The organism is Pseudomonas sp. zfem005, from assembly GCF_032621735.1.
GTDB lineage: Bacteria > Pseudomonadota > Gammaproteobacteria > Pseudomonadales > Pseudomonadaceae > Metapseudomonas > Metapseudomonas solani.
The window spans coordinates 287,299-307,961 of record NZ_JAVYJE010000008.1; the positions used below are offsets into that span (position 1 = coordinate 287,299).

Sequence of the window (20,663 nt, forward strand, 5' to 3'; positions counted from 1 at the left end):
TTCTTCCATCGTTCCATGGCGGTGCCTGCCCGATCACCTAATGATCAGGGCTCGATCAAAGGCCGGGCGGGAGTAACGCCAACTAAGACAATGAGAAAAGAGGCGCGGCGAGTGTAAATAACAGCGATAAAACTCTGGGATCCAGTAAACTCTGCGTGCGCTTGCCTGTCAGAATCACTGAAACAACCCACCCGAAGGTTTTCCATGTCCAAACTTGCAGAATTCAAGGCTCTCGAAGCCAAGCTGGCCGAACAACTGGCTCAACTCGATGCACTGAAGAACGATAAAGAACTCAAGCGTGAAATCGAATTCGAACAGAAGCTGCGTTCGCTGCTGGGCGAGTACAACTTCTCGCTGCGCAATGTGATCGCCATCCTCGACCCGAGCGTTTCGCGCAGCCCCGTTGCCGCTAAAGCCGGCGGTCAGCGCCGCGAGCGTGCGGTGAAGGTCTATATCAACCCGAAGACCAACGAGCGCGTCGAAACCAAGGGCGGCAACCACGGCGTATTGAAAGCCTGGAAAGCCGAACACGGTGCTGAAACCGTGGAAAGCTGGCTGCAGTAACCGCTTCTGCCCAGTTGCAAACAGCCCGCTTCGGCGGGCTTTTTGTTGCAGGTGAAAGAGCGATAACGTCTGCCTGGCTATTCGATTGTGTTTGAACAGGCAATGAGCACAGGAGGCCATTGCGTTGTTCTTATATCGCTCGCGGGATACCCGGATGGATTGATTGGTTACTCCGTTGCGATACCTCGCACTCCATCACTTGCCAGCGATAAGCTCCGCTCCCAGCACCGTTCAATAACACTTCAAACGATAGAACCCCATGAAATCCGATGGCTCCCTCAGTGCACGCGAGGTCTACCAACTGCTCAAGGACATCGCCCTGGGCGTGCGCCTTATGCGCCGTGGCACGGAGCAGGGCTGGAGCCGAGACCATCGCGGTGACGTCGAGCTCGCGGTCGATGGCTGGCAGCTGACGCTGTACAGCGAATTCGGCCACCTCGACCACTGCAGCGCCTGCACCTCGGCGGACGGCCGGCAGGGCGCGCCCGATGCCTGGGCGTGGTTCGGCACCGACCCCACTCAGCTGTTGAGCCAGTGGGAGCGCAGCCAGTTGGAGGGCTTGCTGCATAGGCTTTAGGCGGCCGCTGGATGTTTTTCGCGGTTGAAACCGCTCCCACGGAACAGGCTTGATCGCGGTCAAGGCGCACGTGGATGGGCGCGGTAACGTTGGGGCAACCCGTAGCCGAAGCCCGAGCATCCACATGGCCAAGCCCTTTCCCCTCAACCCCAAGCACCCCGAGCGCATCTGCTGGGGCTGCGACCGCTATTGCGCGGCGAGTGATCTGGCCTGCGGCAATGGCGCGGACCGCACCATGCACCCGGTGGAGACCTTCGGCGAGGATTGGCACGAACAGGGGGATTGGGGCATCGAGCCGGTGCTGGGGCCGGATGCCGTGCAGGAGGCGAAGCCGTGACGCGCTCTCTCGCCCTGGCCCCCAGCGCAAACTGCTATGGACAGAAACAGCCGAACTGATACTGGCTGGCCGTCCGTTCACCGTTGCATAGTCGGAGTCTTTTTCTCGACGCGCACGGTAGCGGAGGCTGGGCATGGATGTGCTCATGGGGTTGCTTGCGGCCCTGCTTTGGGGTGGAACGGATTTCATGGTCGGGTTGAATGCCCGGGCCGTCGGCGTGCAGCGCGCGGTGTTCTTCAGCCAGACCCTGGGGCTGCTGCTGATGAGCCTGCTGCTCGTGGTGTTTCCCGCCTTCCTGCTCAAGCTGACCGACGCCGCGCCGGGGGATTGGGGCATGGGCGTGCTGGCGGCCTGCTTCACCCTGTGCGGCGCGCTGGCGTTGTCGAAGGCCTTCGCCATCGGCAAGGCGTCGATCGTCGCGCCGGTGGTTACCTCCTATGGCGTGGTCACCACCCTGCTTGCCTGGCTGGGTGGCGAGCGGCTCAGCGGGTTGCAGCTGGCGTGCATCGGCCTGTGCGTGGTCGGTGTGATCCTCTCCAGCATCACCCGTGGGTCCGACACGCCGCATCATGTCGAGCCGCGCCGCTCCATCGCCTATGCACTGCTCGGGGCGCTGCTGTACGGCACCAGCCTGTGGTTGCAGGGGCACTTCACCCTGCCGCGCCTGGGCACGGTGGGCATGCTCTGGCTGGGCTACCTGGTGGGCGTCAGCCTGTTGCTGGTGCTGATGCTGAGCCGCGGTGGCAGCCTCAAGCCGCCCGCACCCCGGCATGCCTTCGCGCTGGCGGGCACCAGCCTGATGAACCTGGGCGGTTTCTCGGCCTTCGCGTTCGGCGCCATGGCCGGCTCGGTGTCGGTGGTGACGGTGATCAGCACGCTGTCCGGCGGGATCGCGGCTATCCTCGGCTACCTGTTCTTCAAGGAGCGGCTGGCGCCCGTGCAAGTGGTTGGCGTGACCCTGGTGCTGCTCGGCGCCACGGTGCTGCACGTGAAGGCATGACGGTCATGTGGGCGGCGTAGCCTGCATCCGCCGGATGAAAAATGGATTAACGAATTCCGTGTTCCTGGCACTCCCTCCCGACCTTTATGCTCGGCGCGGAATTGCCCCTGGCCACTGACCTTCCCACCCCTGGAGAGCCCGATGTCCTTCGTCGATTCGATCGTTGAGCAGGTGTTGCGCATAGAGCTGGGGATTCACCACAGCAGCGTGCGCCTGTTGTGCCGGACCGATGGTGAAGCCCTGCATGACCTGCGCATCGGCCTGCGGCGGCTGCGCAGTCTGCTGCGGCCCATTCGCAACCTGGAGTCGGTGCGTGAGTTGGATACCGCAGCAGCGGAGGTGGGGCGGCTGACCACGCCGATCCGCGACCTGGAAGTGATGATCATCGAGCTGGAGCGCCAGGGGCTGCCCGACCTGGCGCAACTGCGCCGCCAGCGCCTGGAGCAGGGCTACCGCGTGGTCGAGGACAGCCCCACCCTCCGCACGCTGATGGCCAGCCTCGATGACTGGCCGGAGCAGTTCCGTGATGCCCAGCGCGCGGGCGAGTTGCGGGCGTTGCGCGACTTCATCCGCAAGCGCCTGAAGAAGCAGCGCGACACGCTGGTGGCGGCGTTGCAGGACCCGATCTACGACCGCCACGCCTTGCGCATCCTGGTCAAGCGCATGCGCTACGCCCACGACGCCTACCCAAGCCTGTCGCCGATTTCGGCCAAGGCCGCCGCCTCCCTCAAGGCGGTGCAGGGCGCGCTGGGGGATTGGCACGACCACTTCCAGTGGTGCCTGAAGGTCGACAGCGAGCGTGACCTGGAGCCCCTGCGCCGCCCGTGGGAGATCGCCATGGAGGCGTCACTGAAGGCAGCGGAAGCAGAGTTGCAGAACCTGCTGGAGCGCCTCGAAGGAAACTGAAAACCCGCGATCAACCGTTGCCGGCGTGAGCGGTGAACTTGACGAACACCAGCTCGGGGTCGCCCTCATCCAGGTTGTCGATGCGGCCGCTGGGGGTGAAGCCGTGCCGGGCCAGCAGGGCGAGCATCGGTGCGTTGGAGGCGTTGGTCGAGGTGAACAGCTTGGGCCCGGTGCACTGCCGCTCCAGTTCGTCCATCAGCGCGGAGGCCATGCCTTGGCGGCGCGCTGTGTCCTTCACCATCACCAGGGCGATGAAGTCGTGTTCGAAGAAGGAGCGGTCGAGCACGCCGTAGCCGAGCAGCGTCGAATCATCGTGGGTTTCCACCGCCACCCAGCAGTGGCCGGCCGCTATCGCCTGGGCGATGAAGGCCTTGCGGCCCGGCTGCTCGCGGGCGATGGGGTCCAGTGCCACGAGGGCTTCGGTATCCGCGCTGCGGGCGCGTCGCACGGTGGGGCGCGTCATGGTCGGCTCGTGCCTGGGAAGGGGCGGCCAGTCTAACCGCCGGCTTTCCCTCCCTCTTCCGGCGCCTCCTGGCGAAGGCCCTGGCGGTACTGGTTGAGCGTGGTGCCGGTCCAGCGGCGGAAGGCTTGGCGCAGGCTGGAGCCGTCGTTGTAGCCGAGCAGCTCGGCGATCTGTTCGGTAGTCAGCTGGGTGCGCCCCAGCAGTTCGCGCACCCGCTGCAGGCGGGCCTGATCGAGTATCTGCCGGTAGCTGCAGCCCTCGTCGGCCAGGCGCCGGCGCAGGGTACGTTCGGTGAGCTTGAGGTGCTGGGCGATCTGGCCGATGTCCGGGTAGCGGTCGGGCAGCGAGGCGAGCAGGGCGGTGACGCGCTGGCGGGTGCCGCCCATCTCGCTCTCCAGCAGCTTGTTGAAGCCCTCGCTGGCCAGCGCCAGGGCCGCCTGGAACACCGCCGGGTTGGCGGTGGGGATCGCCGATTCGAGCAGGCCCGCCGGCAGGAGGAAGACGATGTCGCTGCCACGGGAGCGCACCGGCATGCCGAAGTAGGCGAGGTAGGGCTGGGTGCTCTCCAGCCCGGCGGGCAGGGTGAGGCCGAGCCCCTGCAGCGGGCGGCCCATCAGTTGGTTGAACAGGTGGTAAGCGGCGGAGGCCAGCACGTTGGCGTGGAACTGGCGCTGCCGGGCGTCCCAGCCTGCCCGGGTGCGGAAACGGGTGGTGACGCGGACATCCCCCTGGCCTTGCGCCTCGACCAGGATGTCGGCGATGTCCGGGTTGAACAGCAGCATGTAGGCGCGGACCACCTTCAGGGCGTCGGCGAGGGTTTCCGCGCTCATCAGGGCGAGGCCGGCCATGCCGTAATCGGTGGCGCGGTAGTGCTCGCCCAGGCTCAGGCCGTCGATGGCGTCGCCGTGGTTGCGCACGATCCAGTCGTACAGGGCGTGGCTGGGCGGCTGCTCGTCGGGGCTGTCGGCGAGCAGCAGTTGCGGCGCCTCCAGGCCCCGGCCGTGCAGGTAGTTCTGCAGCGGTCGCCACTCGAAGTCGAAGGTCAGCGCTGACGGCGGCATGCCGGGCTCCTCAGGGATCACAGGTTGCGCGCGATGGCGCGGAAGGCTTCGAGCGATTCGTATTCCATGCGCGTGCCGTCCTCGTTGTAGCGTGCATAGGCGGAGGTCTTGGCGATCACCACGCGGCGCGTCGGGTTGACGTAGATGAACTGGCCATAGACGCCCACGGCCATGTACTCGCCTTCATCGCCCTGCGGCACCCACCACTGATAGCCGTAGCCAAGGTTCGGCTGGCCCTGCTCCTTATAGCGCCCGGGGCGGAGGAAGTCCTTCGCGGGGGTGACCGATTGCTGCACCCACTGCCGCGGCACGATCTGCTCGCCCGCCAGGTTGCGGCCCTCGTGCAGGTACAGCAGGCCGAAGCGGGCGTAGTCGCGCAGGCACAGGTTGAGGCCGCCGAAGGCGATCTCCGCGCCGTTGCTGTCGGTCAGCCACTGTCCGTCGCACTCGGCGCCGAGGGGCGACCACAGCTTCTCGGCCATGTAGTCGGTGAGGTCGCGGCCGGTGGCGCCCTTGAGCACCATGCCCAGCACCTGGGTGTCCACGCTCACGTAGTGGTGCTTTGTGCCGGAGGCGCCGGCGCTTTTGAGCTGCGCCACCCAGGCGTCCACCGAGCCGCCGAGGGCGATGGTCTGGCCCAGCTGGTTGATGCCCGCCTCGGGGTCGGCGTAGTCCTCGTTGAAAGCGATGCCGGAGGCCATTTCCAGCACGTCCTGCAACGGCACGCCGTCGTAGCCGCTGCCCTTTAGCGCGGGCGCGTAGTCGCTGACCGGGTCGCGGATATCGCGGATCGCACCTTCCTCCAGGGCGATGCCCACCAGGGCGGAAACGAAGGACTTGCCCACCGACCAGGAGATGGCCCGGGAATCCTCGCGGTTGCCCCGGAAGTACTGCTCGTAGACGACCCGGTCCGCCGCCATGACCAGCATGCCGGTGGTGCCCGAGGTCACCAGCCAGTCGCCCAGGGCCTGGTCCCGGCCCTGGAAGTGGAAGCGTTCCACCAGCGCCCTGGGTGCCGTCTGCAGGGGGACGCTCACCGGGCCCTTGGGGATCGGGCGCGCCTGGAAGATCGTCGGCATGGAGCGGAAGTTCTGGGTGATCCGCTCGGGGTCGAACAGGGTGTGGAAGTGCCACAGGCGCATGCCCAGCTGCGTGGCGAGTACCAGGACGATGCCGCCCACCAGCAGGGCGGCTGCCAGCAGCAGGCGTTTTACCGAGAGGCGGCTCATCGGGCGGCCTCGGCGTCTAGCGATTGGCAGTCGGGGATGTAGATGAAAGTGGGGCGATACGCAGTGGTTCTTCTCATTGTTTTCTCTGCCGGGTGGAAGGTGTTTCACCGGGGTGCAGTGAACCAGCCGCCAGGCGTGGAGCGCGAGAAGCGCTCCGGACAAAAAACGATGGAAATCGGACAGGCCTGCTGCCTCAGGCCAGCTCCAGCACCTGACCGTCGGCGGGAATCAGCAGGCGCCGGGCCAGGCCGCTGGCGTGTGCTGCCTCCGCGAGCTCTTCGCGGGTGACCGGACAGTGGTTGATGGCCTGCAGGTGGTTGGCGACCACGATGCCCTGGCTGATGCGGGTGAATTCGAGCACCTCGTCCAGGCCCATGATGATGTCGTCGCCGATATCGAAGCGCGCGCCACCGGCCGGTACCACGCACACCTGGGGCTGATGGTGCAGCACGAAGTCGCGCACCCCGGGCGTGAGGATGGTATCGCCGGCCAGGTACAGGCTGGGTTCGCCGGGCAGTTCGATCAGGTAGCCGACGCCGTGCTCCATCAGGCGCCCGACCAGGCCCCTGCCGTGGGTACAGCGCACGGTGCGGAGGGTCCCGCCGAAAAAGGGCACCGGCTCCGCGTGACCCTCCGGCAGCGGCTGCACGTTCAAGCCCAGCCGCGCCAGGTAGGGCGCGTCGTGCGGGGTGCAGATGACCGGGATCTGCCGCTCCCGCAGCCAGCGCGTACCGGCGCGGTCCAGGTGGTCGAAGTGGCCTTTCTGGCAGTGGGTGATCAGGCAATGGGTGACGGACTCCAGCGCCTGCGGGGCCGATTCGGGCAGCTCGACCGTGGGGTTGCGCTGCCGCCCGGCGAAGATGCGCAGCGAGGGCAGGGTGCCTTTGCGCGCCAGCATGGGGTCCACCAGGATGCGCTGCTGGCCCAGGTCGAGAATGATCGTTGCGTTGCGGAGTTGCTGGATCTTCATCATGTGTTCCTCCTAGGGTATGGCGCCATGGTGCCGAGGACCGGGGCTGGCGATAATGGCGGGAATGGACATAATTCATTCATTTCCAGTCACGTCATTCTCCGCCACGGTGCCCCTATGAAGATCGGCCTGCTGTTGTTTCCCGGTTGCATGCCCGCGGGGCTGCTGGCTTTTGGCGACATGCTCCACGCGGCCAACCGCCTGGCCGGGGGCGAGTTGTTCGAAACCTGTTTCGTGGGCATGCACGGCGGCCCGGTGGAGTGCGCCCATGGGCTGGTGCTGGCGGCGAGCCAGGGCATCGCCGAGGGCGAGCTGGATGCCGTGCTGATTCCGGGCTTCTGGGCGGAGTCTCCGCAACAGGTCGAGGCGATGCTGGCCGGCAACGCCGCATTGCTGGGTGCCCTGGCTCGGCTGCACAAGCGCTGCCAGCTGTGGAGCTATTGCACGGGCGTGTGCCTGGTCGCCGCCAGTGGCCGCCTCGATGGGCAGCCCGCCACCGTGACCTGGTGGCTGGCGGATGCATTGCTCAAGCGCTACCCCAAGGTGCGCTGGCAGAGCGAGAGCAATTGCATCTTCAACACACGCAGCGCCACCGCCAGTGGTGTCAACGGTTACCTGCCGCTGGCCCAGGCCCTGATCGAGCGGCAGGTGAGCCAGAGCGTGTTCCACGACCTCGACCGTTTGATGGTGTTGCCACGCCCGGCCCAGGTGCACGATGCCTTCCAATCCCTCAGCCTGATCGAGCAGCCCAGCCCGTTGCTGCGCCGCCTGCACGGCCTGGTGCAGGGGCTGCCGGCCGAGCAGATCACGGTGCAGAAGCTGGCGGCCGAACTGGGCATGTCGGAGCGCACCCTGGCCCGCAAGGTGCGCGATGAAACCGGGGTGGCGGCGGCCACCTATGCGCGGCGCATCAAGCTGAGCCAGGTCAGCGAGCGCCTGACCCTGACCTCCGCCCCGCTGAAGACCATCAGCGACGAGCTGGGCTTCAGCAGCGATTCGAACCTCACGCGCATGTTCAAGGAACTGACCGAACTGACGCCCGTGCAATACCGGCAGCGCTTCGGGCGGGTGCAGGGATGAAGACGGCGATGCGGACGAGGTGCGCTATGCCATGGAAACCCGGCCTGCTACTTGCACTCGTGCTCAGCGCCGGTGCAGCGGTGGCACAACCTGGAGCGGATGAGCCGCCGCCCGCTCGCGTCGACCCCTGCACCCTGAAGCGCGATGGCGCGGCCTGCAGCGAACAGGACCCGATCTTCCAGCAGGTGATGGATGAGCTGAACCGTGAGCGGCGGGCGGCCGGAGCTGCGCAGCGGGAGAAGGACCGGGGTGAGCGCGTGCCGTAGGGTGTGCCGTGTGCGCACCGCCGCACGGTGCTTCCGGCAAGCACCAGGTGCGCGCAGCGCCCCCGGGCTGAAGCCCGGGCTACCGGGTATGGGGTGCCGTAGCCCGGACTTCAGTCCGAGAATTGTCAGCCAGGCAGCACCTTCGCCAACACCACGCAGGCCACCACGAGCCCCAGCACCACCCAGCGCAGGCCATTGGACGGGAGGAAGCCGAACAGGCGCAGGGTGCGGGCGGTGAACACGTGCCGGCACTCGGGGCAGCGCACCTGCATCCTGGCGGCGAAGGCGTTCTGGTTGACGCCCACGCCACTGGCGACGAGCGCCTTGCGCGCGGTGAAGAGCGCCGAGCAGGCGGGGCAGGCTTCCAGTTCCTTCATGGGGTCTTCTCCGTTCCAGGGGCCAGGCAAGGTGGCTCTGCCAGCGAACATACAGGCTCGGGGCCAGGCGGCGCGCCTCCGTGATACCGCGCTGAGACCCTGTGCACATTCGCTGGTGGGAGGCGGTACCGGCCCGGTGCTCGCCGGGTTCGAGGGTTGTCTTGTAGACTTCCGCCCTGTCACGGTGCGACGGCCTGCGTTCGATGCGGCCGCCATCCGTGGCTCCCCTGGGCTCTGCTGGTACCTGGCCGCATGCATGCCATCCGCCTTTCCCGTCAGCTGTCTTCCTGGCTTCTGTTCGTACTGACCCTACTGGCGCTGCCGGCCGGCGCGGGCGAGCGGGTGGTCGATGCCGCGGCGGTGGACAAGGCCGCGCTGTCCCTGACCCCCTACGTGTCGCTGCTGGAAGACCCTGAGCAGTCCTTCACCCTGGCCGATGTACAGGCCCCTGCACTGGCGGCGCGCTTCCAGGGTGACCAGCCGCCCGGCAATGCGTTGGCGCTGGGCTTCACCCGCTCGGCTTTCTGGCTGCGCCTGGTGTTGCACAACCCGGGTGATACGCCGTTGCGGCGCATGCTGGTGGTGGAGAACCCGCGCATCTCCCATGTGGAGGCGCATATCCCGGATGCTCATGGCGTCTACCACGCGACCGCCACCGGCTGCGACGTGGCGCCCTCGAGCAAGGCATACGCCAACCGCAACTTCGTCTTCCCGCTGCTGCTGCCGGCGCATTCCGAGCAGGTGATCTACCTGCGCGTGGCGTCCAGCGTGGGGCTGCTGGTGCCGTTGCAGCTGTGGCCGGTGGAGGCCTTCCACGCCTACGAGCGCGACGACTACGTGAGCAAGGTCTGGTACTTCGGCATCGCCACCGCCATGGTGCTGTTCAACCTGATGCTCTTCGTGGCCCTGCGCGACCGGGTGTACCTGCTCTACGTGGCCTTCGTTTCCTGCACCGCCTTCACCCTGGCGATCAAGAACGGCCTGGCGCCGGACTGGGCCATCGCCGGGCTGCCGCTGAACTCCAACGTCGCCTATTACTCGGGCGTGTCCCTGGCCCTCAGCGCGATGCTGCTGTTCACCCGGCGCATGCTGCGCACCGACCAGCTGATGCCGAGGGTGGACCGGCTGCTGCTGGCGATGGTCGCGCTCTACCTGGTGACGCCATTGCTCTACGCCATCGCCTTGCCGCTGTTCTCGCGCCTGGCGGTGTACTTCAACCTGGCCACGGCCGTGGTGGTGCTGGGCGTGGCCCTGGCTGGGGTGATCAAGCGCCAGCGCAGCGCCTGGTTCTTCCTCGCCGCTTTCGCCCTGCTGATGTTCGGCGGTGCCATGACCACGCTGCGGGCCATGGGCCTGATGCCCACCAACATGTTCACGGTGGACGGCATCCAGCTGGGCTCGGCCATGGAAATGATCGTGCTGGCCTTCGCCCTGGCGGACCGTTTCAACGTGATGCGCCGCGACAAGGCGCGGGTGCAGGAGGCACTGCTGCAGGCCCAGGAAAAGCTGGTGGAGACACTGCAGGGCTCGGAGCGCGAGCTGGAGCTGCGCGTGGCCCAGCGTACCGATGAGCTGCAGGCGCTCAACAGCAAGCTGGAGACCCTGAGCCTGACCGACGCCCTGACCGGCATCGCCAACCGCCGCCACTTCGACGAGGTGCTGCAGCAGGAATGGCACCGCGCCCAGCGCACGGCCGAGCCCCTGGCGCTGGCGATTCTCGATGTCGACTGGTTCAAGCGCTACAACGACCACTATGGCCACCCGGCGGGCGACGCCTGCCTGCAACGCATCGCCCAGGTGCTGGCCAGCACCCTCAGCCGTTCCAGCGACCTGGTGGCGCGTTATGGCGGCGAGGAGTTCGTGTTTCTCGTGCCCATGACCGACCTGGCCGGCGCCCAGGGCATCGCCCAGCGCCTGGTGCAGGCCATCGAGGAACTGGCCTTGCCCCATGAGCTTTCCACCTTCGGCCGGGTCACCGTCAGCATCGGTGTAGCCGCCATGGTGCCGGGGCAGGGCGAGGCCGCCGAAACCCTGCTGCAACGCGCCGACACCGCGCTCTACGAGGCGAAGAAGGCCGGGCGCAATCGCGTCGGGCGCTTCATCTAGGGCGCGCCTTCTGCGGGCCTGCTAGGCGGGCGTGGCCAGGTGGGCGAGCAGCTGCCGTGCATGGGATGACAGCGCCTCCTGGCCCCTGATGCACAAGCGCAATTCCCGTGTCGCCCAGGTGTTCTCCAGGCTGACGATGGCCACCGGCAGCTCCTGCGCCAGGCGTGTGGCGCCCGCTTCGGGGAGCATGGCGATGCCGGCGCGCTGGGCCACCAGTTGGGCGATGGCGTCGAAGCTCGGTGCACGCACCCGCACCTTCAGCGGCACGGCGTAGTTCAGCGCCATTTCCTCGATGAAGCGCTGCATGGCGCGTTCCGGCGGCAGGCAGACGAAGGCGAAGCCCAGGGCCTCGCGCATGTGCGCCTGGCGGCGGCCGGCCAGCGGGTGGTCCTGGGGCACCAGCAGCACCAGGCGGTCGTCGCGGAACGGCATGGAGACCAGCCCACCGGTGGGCAGGTTGCCGTCGTAGACGCCGATGTCGAATTCGCCGGCCTGCACGCCACGCAGCACGTCGCGGCTGTTCAGTTCGGTGAGCTGCAGGTCCACTTCCGGGTAGTCGGCGAGGAAGGGCCCCAGGGTGGCGGGCAGGAAGGTGCTGTTGGCCACGGTGCTGGCCGCCAGGCGCAGGGTGATGCGGCGCTGGCCGGCGAGCTCCTGCAGGGTGTCTTTGAGCTTCTGCGCCTCGTGCAGCACGCCGTGGCAGCCTTCCAGCACCAGCCGCCCAGTGGGTGTCAGGCTCATGCCATCGGCCTTGCGCACGAACAGGGCCAGCCCGCAGCGTTCCTCGAACTGGCGCAGCCGGGTGCTGGCCGCCGAGACGGCCACGGGAAAGGTGGCGGCGGCCTTGCTCAGGCTGCCGGTGGCGGCGATGGCGGTGAGCAGGCGCAGGTCGGCGAGGTCGAAGTGCAAGGGCGTTCTCCTTTGAAGAAGGGGCCGTTCGGTAAAAAGCGATTCTAGCGCTGGCGCCTTCGCTTCAGAATAACGGTAGCCACCTTGCAAACCGGATACCTGATGAACGCCTTGCTCTCCCTCTATAAACGCAGCGCCGTCAACGGCAGCCTCTTCGCCGTGCTTTCGGCCGCCGGCTTCAGCCTCAAGGCGATCTTCGTCAAGCTGTCCTATGCGGCTGCGCCCGTGGAGGCGGTGACCCTCCTGGCGATGCGCATGGGCCTGGCGTTGCCCCTGTTCGCCTGGTTGCTGTGGCTGAGCCGTGGCGCCGGTGAGGTGGCCTTGTCCGGCCGCGACTGGTTTCGCGTGCTGCTGCTGGGGATGTTCGGCTACTACCTGTCCAGCCTGTTCGACTTCTACGGGCTGGAATACATCAGCGCCGGCCTGGAGCGGCTGATCCTGTTCACCTACCCGACGCTGGTGCTGGTGTTCCAGGCGCTGATCTTCCGCGAGCGGCCGAGCCGGCGCACCTTGCTCGCCATGGGCCTGTGCTACCTGGGGCTCGGGGTCGCGCTGATGCACGACATCGGCAGCACCGACATGGGCACGCAGGTGATGATCGGCGCCGTCTGGGTGTTCGCCAGCGCGGTGACCTATGCGCTCTATTACCTGGGCACCGGCGTGATGGTGAAACGCATCGGCTCCATGCGCCTGGCCGGCCTGGCCGGGGGCGCCTCGGCGCTGATGGTGCTGGCGCACTACGGCGTGGCGGCCGACTTCACCCAACTGGCGACGCTGCCGGCTTCGGTGTGGCTGTACACCGCGCTGATGGCGCTGCTCTCCACCGTGCTGCCGATCTACTGGATGGCATTGGCGATCCAGCGCCTGGGCACCACCCACACCGCCGCCGTGGGCAACCTGGGGCCGGTGCTGACCATCCTGGCGTCCTGGGCGTTGCTGAACGAGGCCATCTCGGCCTACCAGCTGGTCGGGCTGGTGCTGGTGCTGTTCGGCGTGTCGCGGCTCAAGGCGGCGCCGCCCAAGGCCGTCGTGGCCGAGGACGCGGCGCTCGCAGTGCCTGCCGTCGTGCCGGTGGGGGCGGGGCGCCAGAACGCCGACTGAGGCTGCGTTACGGCAGCCTAGAGCGGGAGCCGCCGACAGGCGCACGAAGCTGTTCTACTCTCCCAGCGTCGAGCCATCGTCCGGGGTGTAGAGCACATGGGAAGTAGCCACAAGGCAGTGGGGCCGAGCGCATGGCGCGGCGGGTTTGGGGGCTGGCTGGCGCTGTGCCTGTGCGCGCTGGCGCCAACCCTGGCGCAGGGGGTGGAGCCGGCGGCCGAAGGCGGCGCCCAGACCGCTGAACTCAAGGTGGTGAATCGCAGCATCCTGGTATTCCGCGCCGTGGTGCTGGGCGAGGGCCCGGAGCTGCGGGCCAGGCGAGCCAAGGCGGTGATCGGCGAGGCGCTGGAAGGCACCGAGCGGCTCGACGTCCGGGTCGACGCCGTGGGTGACGATTACCTGGTGCTGCTCGGCGACCGCCGTGCCTTTATCGTCGCGCCGGAGGATGTCGACCCGCTGGTGGCGCATTCCGTTCGTGAGGCCGCCCAGGACGCCGCCGAGAAGCTGCGCCTGGTGGTGACCGAGACGCAGCAGGCGCGCAGCCTGCGTTTCATCGCCGAGGCGGCGGGGTATTCCGCGCTGGCGACCCTGTTGTTCGTCGCCGCACTCAAGGCCATTCAGTTCGTCCGCAGCAGGCTGCTGGAGCGCTTGCCTGGCGTGATGACGCGCCATGCCCAGGCCTTTCGCGTCGGGCAGACGCCGGTGCTCGACCTGCGCTACCTGTACCCCCTGGTGGGCCGGGTGTTCTGGGCGATCCGCTGGGCCTTGATCCTGCTGTTGACCTATGAGTGGCTGAGCTTCGTGCTGTCGCGTTTCCCTTATACGCGGCCCTGGGGCGAGAGCCTCAACAGCTACCTGCTGGAGGTGGCCGGTTACCTGTTGCAGGGCATCATCGGTGCGGTGCCGGGGTTGATCCTGGCCATTTCGATCTTCTTCATCGCCCGGGGCGTGACGGCGTTCAGCCGACGCGTGCTGCGGCGGATGGCGACGCCGGGAACCCTCAGCTGGCTGAACCAGGAGACGCTGCCCACCACCACCCGGCTGACCTCGCTGGCGATCTGGCTGTTCGCCCTGGCCATGGCCTATCCCTACCTGCCGGGGGCGGGTACCGAGGCGTTCAAGGGGCTTTCGGTACTGGTAGGGCTGATGATTTCCCTCGGCGCCTCCAGCGTGGTGGGACAGGCGGCGGCGGGGCTGATCCTCACCTACACGCGCACGTTGCGGGTGGGCGAGTTCGTGCGCATCGGCGAGCACGAGGGCACGGTCACCGAGCTGGGCATGTTCACCACGCGGGTGCGTACCGGGCTGGGCGAGGTGCTGACCATCCCCAACTCGATGATCACCAGCAGCGTGACCAAGAACTACTCGCGCGCCGTGCAGGGCCCCGGCTACGTGGTCGATACCACCGTAACCATCGGCTACGACACGCCCTGGCGCCAGGTGGAGGCGATGCTGCTGGAGGCGGCGCGGCGCACGGCGGGCATTCTCGAGCAGCCGGCCCCGCAGGTGTTCCAGACGGCGCTGTCGGACTTCTACCCCGAATACCGCCTGGTGGCGCAGGCCATCCCCAGCGAGCCGCGGCCCCGCGCCGAGCTGCTGAGCGAGCTGCACGCCAATGTCCAGGATGTATTCAACGAGTACGGCGTGCAGATCATGTCGCCGCACTACCTGGGCGACCCGCAGCAGGAGAAGTGGGTGCCGCGGGAGCAGTGGTTCGCCGCCCCCGCGCGGGAGCGGGACGAACCCTGAGACGTGGCGGTCAGCCTGGCAACCGGGCGATCACCTTGATCTCGAAGTCGAAGCCATAGAGCCAGGTCACGCCCACGGCGGTCAGCGTCGGGTGCGGCGCGGCGCCCCAGAACTCCGGCACCACCTCCCAGATGGCTTCGAACTTCGCCTGCGGGTCGACCATGAACACGGTGACGTCGACCACGTCGTCGAAGCTGCAGCCGGCCTCGCCGAGGATCGCGTTGAGGTTGGTGAAGGCCTGGCGCACCTGGGCCTTGAGGCCCGGCTCGGGGGAGCCGTCGGGGTTGCTGCCCACCTGCCCGGAGACGAACAGGAAGCCATTGGAACGGATGGCCGGCGAGTAGCGGTTGCGCTCATAGAGCGCCTGGCGGCCGGGCGGGAAAACGACGTCGCGCTGGGTCATGCGGTACCTCCAAGGTGGGTCGATGGGACCCGGGATCAACGATGGAGGCGACTGTAGGAGCTTGCGCGGGGGCGATAAACGCGCAAGCTTGTCCTTCACTGTTTGTGAATCCCAAACAATCCGCTGGAATCTGGAGCGCCGATGGACCGTTTCGATGCGATGCAGGCCTTCGCCCGGGTGGTAGAGGCGGGCAGCTTCACCCGCGCCGCCGACACCCTGCACATGAGCAAGACCAGCGTCACCCAACTGGTGCAGCAACTGGAGGCGCGCCTGCGGGTGAAGCTGCTCAACCGCACCACGCGGCGGGTGGCGCTGACCGCCGATGGCGCCGCCTATTACGAGCGGGTGGTGCGCCTCCTGGCCGATATGGACGACGCCGAGACCAGCCTTTCCAGTGCCTCCGCTTCGCCCCGGGGCCGCTTGCGGGTGGATGTGCCCAGCCCGCTGGCGAGCATGATCCTGGTGCCGGCGCTGCCCGAGTTCCATGCGCGGCACCCGGACATCCAGATCGACATGGGCGTGAGCGACCGCATCGTCGATGTGATCGGCGAGAACGTCGATTGCGTGGTGCGCGGCGGCGAGCTGCGCGACCAGTCGCTCATGGCGCGGCGGGTCGGCGACCTGCGCCTGGGCGTGTACGCGGCGCCGGATTACCTCGCGCGCCTCGGCGTGCCGGCGCACCCGCGCGAGCTGGAGGATTCGCCCCACCGCATCGTCGGTTTCCTCTGGGCGCGCACCGGCAAGCCGGTGCCCTACGCCATGCGCAAGGGCAATGAGGAACTCCGCGTGAACGGCCGCTACGTGCTGGCGGTGGACGATGGCAACGCCTACCTCGCCGCCGGGCTGGCGGGCCTGGGCGTGCTCTGGCTGCCGGAATACATGGCCCTTGCCAGCCGGGCCAGCGGCGCGCTGGTGCCCTTGTTCGAGGACTGGCGCCTGGACCCGATGCCGATGTACGTGGCCTTCCCGCCGAACCGGCACATCAGCGCCAAGCTGCGGGTGTTCATCGACTGGGTCGCCGAGTTGATGGAGCGCCACGCGCCGGTGATGACCCACCCGGGCGCGTGACGCGATGAGGGCATGACGACGGAGCCGCAACGGCCCCGTCGCCCGTGGGTCAGAACGCGACCCGTACCCCGGCCTCGACGCTGCGGCCGGCCGCCGGCACCTGATCCCGCAGGATCGAGCTGGCGTAGCGCACGGTCTGGTCGTTGAGGTTGTCGCCCTTGAGGAACACCAGCCACTCGCTTTCCGCCAGGTCGAAGCGGTAGCCGAGGCTGGCGTTGAGGGTTGTGTAGCCGTCGGTTCCGCGCTCTTCGGTCGGGACCCGGCGCTGGGCACTGGCGTGCTCGACGCCGACGCTGGCCTGCCAGCTCTGGTAATTCCACAGCAGGGCGCTGTTCAGGCGCAGGGGTGAGATGCGCGGCAGCGGTTCGCCGGTCTCCTTGTTCTTGGCACGGGTGTAGTCGGCGGAACTCTGCAGGGCGAACTCGCCGTACGGGGTCTGCGCCAGGCGCCAGTGGTCCTGCGCCTCGACGCCCCAGAAGTCGGCCTGCACGCCGCTGTAGAGGTATTCCGGCAGGGCATCGTCGTCGCTCGGGGCGACTTCCTGGCCGTCTTCGTCCAGGTAGCGGCCGCTGCCCAGCAGGCCGATGTAGTTGGAGAAGCGGCTGTAGAACACGCCGACGCTGCCCTTGTGGGTGCCGTCGTCGAAGCGCAGGGCCAGGTCGGTGGACCAGGATTTCTCTTTTTCGGCATCGGCGTCGCCCACCTCGTAGGTGCCGGTGGCGGCGTGGGGGCCGTTGGCGTAGAGCTCGTAGAAGGTCGGCGCGCGCTCGGTGTAGCTGAGGGTGCCGGCCAGGGACCAGATGTCGGTGAGGCGGTAGATGGAGCCGAGCGACAGGCTGCCGGCGGTGAAGCTGTGGCTGTCGTCGGCGCCTTCGAAGCGCTCGTTGCCGGCGGCGTCCGGGCGCAGGCGGGTGTGTTCCAGGCGCCCGCCGAGGGTGAGCTCCAGGCGCTCGGTGGCCTGCCAGCTTTCCAGGGCGAAGAGGGCGCCGCTGTCGGTGTCGGTCTGCGGCACGAAGGCTTCCTCGCCCAGGGCCTCGAAGCGGCTGCTGGCCACCTGCACGCCGACCACGCCTTCCAGCGGGCCGATGGGCGCGTGACGGGCTTCGAGGCGGGCCTCGTAGCCGTCGTTCTTGAAGGTGGTACCGACTTCGCCGTCCTCGATCTCGCGGTGCTCGTAGGTGGTGTGGCCGAAGTCCAGCTTCAGGGAGCTGAAGGGGCCTTCCAGGTCACGGATCTCCGAGGCCATGGCGTAGTGGCGCTGCTCCATGTCGATGCGCACGGCGTCTTCGGCGGGCGAGCCGTAGTTGCTGTCGTACTCGTCGTAGGAGAGGCCGACGTAGCCGTGGTCCCAGTGGTAGGCACCGCCCACCGCGCCGCCGTCCTGGCGGCCGTCGCTGTTGTTGACGCGGTGCTTGCTGTCGTCGCCGTCCTGGGCGCGCTGGTCGCGGGAGCGGGCGTAGCCGGGGATGCGCGTGTCGTTGAACTGCCGCGAGTTGGCGTCCAGGTGCAGGGCGAAGTTGCCGTCGCCGGCCTCCAGCTTGCCGGCTGCGCTGCGGGTGGTGTCGGCGCCGCCGTAGCGCAGCTCGCCGCCACCGTGCAGGCCGTCCACCGCCTCGCTGGGGATGCGGTTGTCAAAGGTGTTGACCACGCCGCCCACGGCGCTGCCGCCGTACAGCAGCGCCGCCGGGCCGCGCACCACTTCGATGCGCTCGGCGTTGGCCGCGTCATAGGGCACGGCGTGGTCGTAGGAGAGCGAGGAGGCGTCCAGCGCGCCGACGCCATTGCGCAGGATGCGGATGCGGTCGCCGTCGAAGCCACGGATCACCGGGCGGCTGGCGGCCGGGCCGAAATAGGTGGAGGAGACGCCGGGCAGGCCGTTGAGGGTTTCGCCCAGCTGCGCGGCGCTGCGCAGGCTCAGCTCGTCGCCTTCCACCACGCTGGTGGGCGAGGCGAGGGCTTCGCTTTTCAGCGGGTTGGCGGTGATCACCTGCTGCTCGAGGACCATGGGCTGGGCGGCGAACGCATGCTGCGCCATCAGCAAGGCCGCGGTGATGGGGGTGTGGAGGCGGAGGAAGCGAGCGGACATCGGAGGCGGTTCCTATGGAGTTGAATTGTAATGTTACAACATAACAATTTTTGCGCCACAGTTTTATAAGCCCGGTGTAGAGCGCTCCGTGCGGATTGGAGGTTTTGCGTGGTCGGACATAACGCCCGTTGCGCTTATGCGGAACGCGACCTCGCCCGGGTGCCCGGCTGATCTACGCTGCTCAGGCTGGCCAATGCTTTCGACGTTCTTTCGGCATCCTCCACGAATACGAGATCAGCGGCGCGCTCGAAGGCTTCATTGCCGACTACGCCACCGGGAAGGGCGTCTTCATGCGCTGCATGCAGGGCCTCTACGGTGCGTCGGGAGGCAGCGCGGTCTACAAGGATTTCGTCAGGAACAACGCCGCTTCCGTCTGCGCCACGGCCACCCGGGGCAGTGGTGGCGCTTGCCAGTTCAAGTTCAACTGGAGCCGCCGCCCCGGTGTCTGGGAGCCCGAGACCCTCTCTGGCAAGGACCCACAACTGTGCGACCTGATCCTGCAGACCGCTGGGCAGGACGCCCTGAACGCCGCGTTGGCCTTGGGTCTGGGGAACGAAACCATCAAATGATGGCTGTGCCCCGGGCCAGTGGGCCCGGGGTTTTCCTGGCGGCCCCGGTGGCCAATGCAAAATGCCGAGGGCTGCGCGGGGCGATCTTGCAGATTGCAATTCGCTCCGTCACAGGATTGTTTGGCAACTCATTGTTTTAAAGGGTTTTTTACGAAAAGCCCAAGCTGGCATGTTGCGTGCTCCTTCTCTTGCTACAAGAAGGAGAACGCCCATGAATGTCTGTGTCAGAGAAATCATCGAAGCCTTTCCCGGTCGGGAAGTGTCCCTCACCACCCGCCCGGACGGTCGCCTGTCATTGACCATCGGCGGCGAGGCCCAGCCGGCCTTCCACCGAGTCATCGATTGCGAGAGCGTGCTGTCGCGGGCTCAGGTCGGCGGTCTGATCCGCGAGCTGGTGCACGATGTGCAGGCCAGCGGTGATCGTCAGCCGGGGCAGGGCGCCAGCTGGCTCGCCCGTGAACGGCTGGTTCACGACCTCGCTTCTCCTTTCGCCGCACGGGCCCTCACCGCCCATGGTGACGACCCGCGCTCCACGCGCGCCTCCTGCTGAGGGCCCATGCCATGGAACACTTCCTTATCGTCAAGGACCACCAGGAATGGGCGTGCCGCCGCTTCGGCAGCCTGGACAACCTGTTCAGCTCGGACAGCAAGGCGGACGTCATCTGCATGGCCGCCGCCCAGGTCGGGCACCGGCAATCGTCGGTGAAGATCCACGGCGAGGACGGTTCGCTGGAAGAGGAGCGGATCTACCCGCTGCTCAGTGGCGATCCGCTGCGGTATCTCTGACGCGCGATAAGCGAGGCCCAACGCCTGATCACCCAGTAGCACCAGGCGGCGTTGGGCCTCGCTGCGCTCGGCGCCAACCTACGGTCTGTGCCCGGGCTGAAGCCCGGGCTACAAAGGCGTGCTGCTACAGCTCGTTACCCAGGACCGGGAACTGCTCCCAGGTGCCGTCCGCTCGTTTCACGAAGACATGGTCGGCGCCGAATGACCACAGCTCCGAGCCGGTGGAAATGAGGCGATGGAACGAGGGGGAGGCGATGGTCTGGCTGACGATTTCCGGCTGCCACTTGTCCCGGTCACGCACCAGCAGGCGACCGGGTTCGCAGGCGTAGATCAGGTCCGCATGGCGGGTGACCGACCAGAGATTGCCCAGGGGTGCGTCCACGGACAGGTCCCAGATACTGCTGTCGTCCATCTCCAGCACGATCCCGTTGTTCCCGCACAGCAGGTGCCGTCCGGGGCCGTCGGCGACGATGGTGGAGAGGATCGCGTTGGTGGGGCAGTCGATGCGTTGCCAGTCTCGAGGCGTTCTGCGATAGGCCGCGCCCGCCCAGCCCACGGCGATGGGCAGGCCTTGGGCATCCAGGCCGACATCTTCGAAGTCCGGTGATTCGGTGATCGGGGCCGCAAAGCTCAGGTCCAGCCAGTTGCCGTTCCTCAGTTCGAGCAGCTGGCCTCCCAGGCCACACACCAGCACGCGGCCATCCAGCGCGCGAACCCTGAAGAGCTCGCCGCGCTCCTCCGGGTCGACGACCTCCTGCTGGCTGAAGGTTCCTCCTATCGCGGCCGGGGAAAAGTCGGGCCCCTTGCCGCCCAGGCTGTACATCACGCCGCTTTTGCCAAGCATGTACAGGGTGCCGCTGGCCGGGTCGAACGCCAGGGAGCGGATCAGGTCTTCGTCGAAATCAATGTAGGTCCACTGGCCCTGCAGCTTCAGCAGGACACGTGAGGCGTCCACATCCGGGTAGGCGTTGTATTGCGCGGCAAGCGCCACATCGCCCGAGCCCAGCGGCACGCCATCGAGGAAGAAGTAGTCGGGTTGGCGGGTCATCGATCGATCCA

The 20,663-nt window shown here is 67.3% G+C and carries 23 protein-coding genes; 14 read left to right on the forward strand and 9 right to left on the reverse strand.

Annotated elements, in window-relative coordinates; translation table 11 throughout:
• Positions 1-204 precede the first annotated feature (204 nt).
• The 5 genes from RTW82_RS19385 to RTW82_RS19405 all read left to right on the forward strand — a co-directional run bounded on the left by RTW82_RS19385 (position 205) and on the right by RTW82_RS19405 (position 3,384).
• Positions 205-564 carry a histone-like nucleoid-structuring protein, MvaT/MvaU family gene (locus RTW82_RS19385; protein WP_021220249.1) on the forward strand — a complete coding sequence of 120 codons (360 nt, stop codon included), beginning with the start codon at positions 205-207 and terminating at the stop codon, positions 562-564.
• Positions 565-823: 259 nt separating this feature from the next.
• Entirely contained in the window at positions 824-1,141 is a 318-nt protein-coding gene (locus RTW82_RS19390; RefSeq protein ID WP_316926111.1) for a hypothetical protein, read from the forward strand.
• A gap of 124 nt (positions 1,142-1,265) precedes the next feature.
• Positions 1,266-1,478 carry a DUF3079 domain-containing protein gene (locus tag RTW82_RS19395; protein WP_316926112.1) on the forward strand — a complete coding sequence of 71 codons (213 nt, stop codon included), beginning with the start codon at positions 1,266-1,268 and terminating at the stop codon, positions 1,476-1,478.
• 133 nt (positions 1,479-1,611) lie between these two features.
• Entirely contained in the window at positions 1,612-2,478 is an 867-nt protein-coding gene (locus tag RTW82_RS19400) for a DMT family transporter (protein WP_316926113.1), read from the forward strand.
• Positions 2,479-2,619: 141 nt separating this feature from the next.
• Entirely contained in the window at positions 2,620-3,384 is a 765-nt protein-coding gene (locus tag RTW82_RS19405; RefSeq protein ID WP_316926114.1) for a CHAD domain-containing protein, read from the forward strand.
• Between the two features lie 10 nt (positions 3,385-3,394).
• Here RTW82_RS19405 and RTW82_RS19410 read toward each other — a convergent pair whose 3' ends face one another.
• The 4 genes from RTW82_RS19410 to RTW82_RS19425 all read right to left on the reverse strand — a co-directional run bounded on the left by RTW82_RS19410 (position 3,395) and on the right by RTW82_RS19425 (position 7,110).
• Positions 3,395-3,847, reverse strand: a complete 453-nt coding sequence (locus RTW82_RS19410) for a GNAT family N-acetyltransferase (RefSeq protein WP_316926115.1) — start codon at positions 3,845-3,847, stop codon at positions 3,395-3,397.
• A 32-nt stretch (positions 3,848-3,879) separates the two neighbouring features.
• The gene (locus RTW82_RS19415; RefSeq protein ID WP_316926116.1) at positions 3,880-4,908 is read right to left on the reverse strand and encodes a helix-turn-helix domain-containing protein; all 1,029 of its coding nucleotides are present in this window, start codon (positions 4,906-4,908) and stop codon (positions 3,880-3,882) included.
• 17 nt (positions 4,909-4,925) lie between these two features.
• Complete coding sequence (locus RTW82_RS19420; RefSeq protein WP_316926117.1) at positions 4,926-6,137, reverse strand: serine hydrolase; 1,212 nt, start codon at positions 6,135-6,137, stop codon at positions 4,926-4,928.
• 193 nt (positions 6,138-6,330) lie between these two features.
• Entirely contained in the window at positions 6,331-7,110 is a 780-nt protein-coding gene (locus RTW82_RS19425) for an MBL fold metallo-hydrolase (RefSeq protein ID WP_410478819.1), read from the reverse strand.
• 114 nt (positions 7,111-7,224) lie between these two features.
• Between RTW82_RS19425 and RTW82_RS19430 the strand changes: the two genes are divergently transcribed.
• Positions 7,225-8,187, forward strand: coding sequence for a GlxA family transcriptional regulator (locus tag RTW82_RS19430; protein ID WP_316926118.1), 963 nt, complete (start codon positions 7,225-7,227; stop codon positions 8,185-8,187).
• A gap of 26 nt (positions 8,188-8,213) precedes the next feature.
• Positions 8,214-8,453, forward strand: coding sequence for a hypothetical protein (locus tag RTW82_RS19435; RefSeq protein ID WP_316926119.1), 240 nt, complete (start codon positions 8,214-8,216; stop codon positions 8,451-8,453).
• Between the two features lie 125 nt (positions 8,454-8,578).
• Here the strand turns inward: RTW82_RS19435 and RTW82_RS19440 are convergent, their stop codons facing one another.
• Positions 8,579-8,830 (reverse strand): MJ0042-type zinc finger domain-containing protein, encoded by a 252-nt coding sequence (locus RTW82_RS19440; RefSeq protein WP_316926120.1) that lies wholly within the window; start codon positions 8,828-8,830, stop codon positions 8,579-8,581.
• Positions 8,831-9,082: 252 nt separating this feature from the next.
• Between RTW82_RS19440 and RTW82_RS19445 the strand changes: the two genes are divergently transcribed.
• Positions 9,083-10,936: a diguanylate cyclase gene (locus RTW82_RS19445; protein WP_316926121.1), complete on the forward strand. Its 1,854-nt coding sequence runs from the start codon at positions 9,083-9,085 to the stop codon at positions 10,934-10,936.
• A gap of 21 nt (positions 10,937-10,957) precedes the next feature.
• Here the strand turns inward: RTW82_RS19445 and RTW82_RS19450 are convergent, their stop codons facing one another.
• On the reverse strand, positions 10,958-11,845 hold the full coding sequence (locus RTW82_RS19450) for a LysR substrate-binding domain-containing protein (protein WP_316926122.1): 888 nt from the start codon (positions 11,843-11,845) through the stop codon (positions 10,958-10,960).
• Positions 11,846-11,947: 102 nt separating this feature from the next.
• Between RTW82_RS19450 and RTW82_RS19455 the strand changes: the two genes are divergently transcribed.
• A complete protein-coding gene (locus tag RTW82_RS19455; protein WP_316926123.1) occupies positions 11,948-12,946 on the forward strand; it encodes a DMT family transporter in 999 nt (332 codons plus the stop codon).
• Between the two features lie 96 nt (positions 12,947-13,042).
• Positions 13,043-14,692, forward strand: a complete 1,650-nt coding sequence (locus tag RTW82_RS19460) for a mechanosensitive ion channel family protein (protein WP_316926124.1) — start codon at positions 13,043-13,045, stop codon at positions 14,690-14,692.
• 10 nt (positions 14,693-14,702) lie between these two features.
• On the opposite strand, the gene RTW82_RS19465 is transcribed toward RTW82_RS19460, so the two are convergent.
• Positions 14,703-15,095, reverse strand: a complete 393-nt coding sequence (locus tag RTW82_RS19465) for a RidA family protein (protein WP_316926125.1) — start codon at positions 15,093-15,095, stop codon at positions 14,703-14,705.
• Between the two features lie 141 nt (positions 15,096-15,236).
• On the opposite strand from RTW82_RS19465, the gene RTW82_RS19470 reads away from it, so the two are divergent.
• On the forward strand, positions 15,237-16,163 hold the full coding sequence (locus tag RTW82_RS19470) for a LysR family transcriptional regulator (protein WP_043244586.1): 927 nt from the start codon (positions 15,237-15,239) through the stop codon (positions 16,161-16,163).
• Between the two features lie 49 nt (positions 16,164-16,212).
• Here the strand turns inward: RTW82_RS19470 and RTW82_RS19475 are convergent, their stop codons facing one another.
• Positions 16,213-18,198 (reverse strand): TonB-dependent receptor, encoded by a 1,986-nt coding sequence (locus tag RTW82_RS19475; RefSeq protein ID WP_316926208.1) that lies wholly within the window; start codon positions 18,196-18,198, stop codon positions 16,213-16,215.
• A 179-nt stretch (positions 18,199-18,377) separates the two neighbouring features.
• Here RTW82_RS19475 and RTW82_RS19480 point away from each other — a divergent pair, with 179 nt between their 5' ends.
• From RTW82_RS19480 to RTW82_RS19490, 3 genes are all read left to right on the forward strand, one after another.
• Positions 18,378-18,818: a hypothetical protein gene (locus RTW82_RS19480; RefSeq protein WP_316926126.1), complete on the forward strand. Its 441-nt coding sequence runs from the start codon at positions 18,378-18,380 to the stop codon at positions 18,816-18,818.
• Between the two features lie 211 nt (positions 18,819-19,029).
• Positions 19,030-19,368, forward strand: coding sequence for a hypothetical protein (locus tag RTW82_RS19485; protein ID WP_316926127.1), 339 nt, complete (start codon positions 19,030-19,032; stop codon positions 19,366-19,368).
• Between the two features lie 11 nt (positions 19,369-19,379).
• Complete coding sequence (locus RTW82_RS19490) at positions 19,380-19,604, forward strand: DUF2188 domain-containing protein (protein WP_316926128.1); 225 nt, start codon at positions 19,380-19,382, stop codon at positions 19,602-19,604.
• 124 nt (positions 19,605-19,728) lie between these two features.
• Here RTW82_RS19490 and RTW82_RS19495 read toward each other — a convergent pair whose 3' ends face one another.
• Positions 19,729-20,652, reverse strand: coding sequence for a hypothetical protein (locus tag RTW82_RS19495; protein ID WP_316926129.1), 924 nt, complete (start codon positions 20,650-20,652; stop codon positions 19,729-19,731).
• Positions 20,653-20,663: the final 11 nt, after the last annotated feature.

Excerpts from the sequence above, each read along its gene's own strand:
- RTW82_RS19400 (WP_316926113.1), top strand. The coding sequence starts at position 1,612 with ATGGATGTGCTCATGGGGTTGCTTGCGGCCCTGCTTTGGGGTGGAACG.
- RTW82_RS19410 (WP_316926115.1), bottom strand. The coding sequence starts at position 3,847 with ATGACGCGCCCCACCGTGCGACGCGCCCGCAGCGCGGATACCGAAGCC.
- RTW82_RS19440 (WP_316926120.1), bottom strand. The coding sequence starts at position 8,830 with ATGAAGGAACTGGAAGCCTGCCCCGCCTGCTCGGCGCTCTTCACCGCG.
- RTW82_RS19445 (WP_316926121.1), top strand. The coding sequence starts at position 9,083 with ATGCATGCCATCCGCCTTTCCCGTCAGCTGTCTTCCTGGCTTCTGTTC.
- RTW82_RS19420 (WP_316926117.1), bottom strand. The coding sequence starts at position 6,137 with ATGAGCCGCCTCTCGGTAAAACGCCTGCTGCTGGCAGCCGCCCTGCTG.
- RTW82_RS19435 (WP_316926119.1), top strand. The coding sequence starts at position 8,214 with ATGCCATGGAAACCCGGCCTGCTACTTGCACTCGTGCTCAGCGCCGGT.
- RTW82_RS19430 (WP_316926118.1), top strand. The coding sequence starts at position 7,225 with ATGAAGATCGGCCTGCTGTTGTTTCCCGGTTGCATGCCCGCGGGGCTG.
- RTW82_RS19405 (WP_316926114.1), top strand. The coding sequence starts at position 2,620 with ATGTCCTTCGTCGATTCGATCGTTGAGCAGGTGTTGCGCATAGAGCTG.
- RTW82_RS19425 (WP_410478819.1), bottom strand. The coding sequence starts at position 7,110 with ATGATGAAGATCCAGCAACTCCGCAACGCAACGATCATTCTCGACCTG.
- RTW82_RS19470 (WP_043244586.1), top strand. The coding sequence starts at position 15,237 with ATGGACCGTTTCGATGCGATGCAGGCCTTCGCCCGGGTGGTAGAGGCG.
- RTW82_RS19490 (WP_316926128.1), top strand. The coding sequence starts at position 19,380 with ATGGAACACTTCCTTATCGTCAAGGACCACCAGGAATGGGCGTGCCGC.
- RTW82_RS19395 (WP_316926112.1), top strand. The coding sequence starts at position 1,266 with ATGGCCAAGCCCTTTCCCCTCAACCCCAAGCACCCCGAGCGCATCTGC.
- RTW82_RS19455 (WP_316926123.1), top strand. The coding sequence starts at position 11,948 with ATGAACGCCTTGCTCTCCCTCTATAAACGCAGCGCCGTCAACGGCAGC.
- RTW82_RS19390 (WP_316926111.1), top strand. The coding sequence starts at position 824 with ATGAAATCCGATGGCTCCCTCAGTGCACGCGAGGTCTACCAACTGCTC.
- RTW82_RS19415 (WP_316926116.1), bottom strand. The coding sequence starts at position 4,908 with ATGCCGCCGTCAGCGCTGACCTTCGACTTCGAGTGGCGACCGCTGCAG.
- RTW82_RS19385 (WP_021220249.1), top strand. The coding sequence starts at position 205 with ATGTCCAAACTTGCAGAATTCAAGGCTCTCGAAGCCAAGCTGGCCGAA.
- RTW82_RS19460 (WP_316926124.1), top strand. The coding sequence starts at position 13,043 with ATGGGAAGTAGCCACAAGGCAGTGGGGCCGAGCGCATGGCGCGGCGGG.
- RTW82_RS19475 (WP_316926208.1), bottom strand. The coding sequence starts at position 18,198 with ATGGCGCAGCATGCGTTCGCCGCCCAGCCCATGGTCCTCGAGCAGCAG.
- RTW82_RS19495 (WP_316926129.1), bottom strand. The coding sequence starts at position 20,652 with ATGACCCGCCAACCCGACTACTTCTTCCTCGATGGCGTGCCGCTGGGC.
- RTW82_RS19485 (WP_316926127.1), top strand. The coding sequence starts at position 19,030 with ATGAATGTCTGTGTCAGAGAAATCATCGAAGCCTTTCCCGGTCGGGAA.
- RTW82_RS19465 (WP_316926125.1), bottom strand. The coding sequence starts at position 15,095 with ATGACCCAGCGCGACGTCGTTTTCCCGCCCGGCCGCCAGGCGCTCTAT.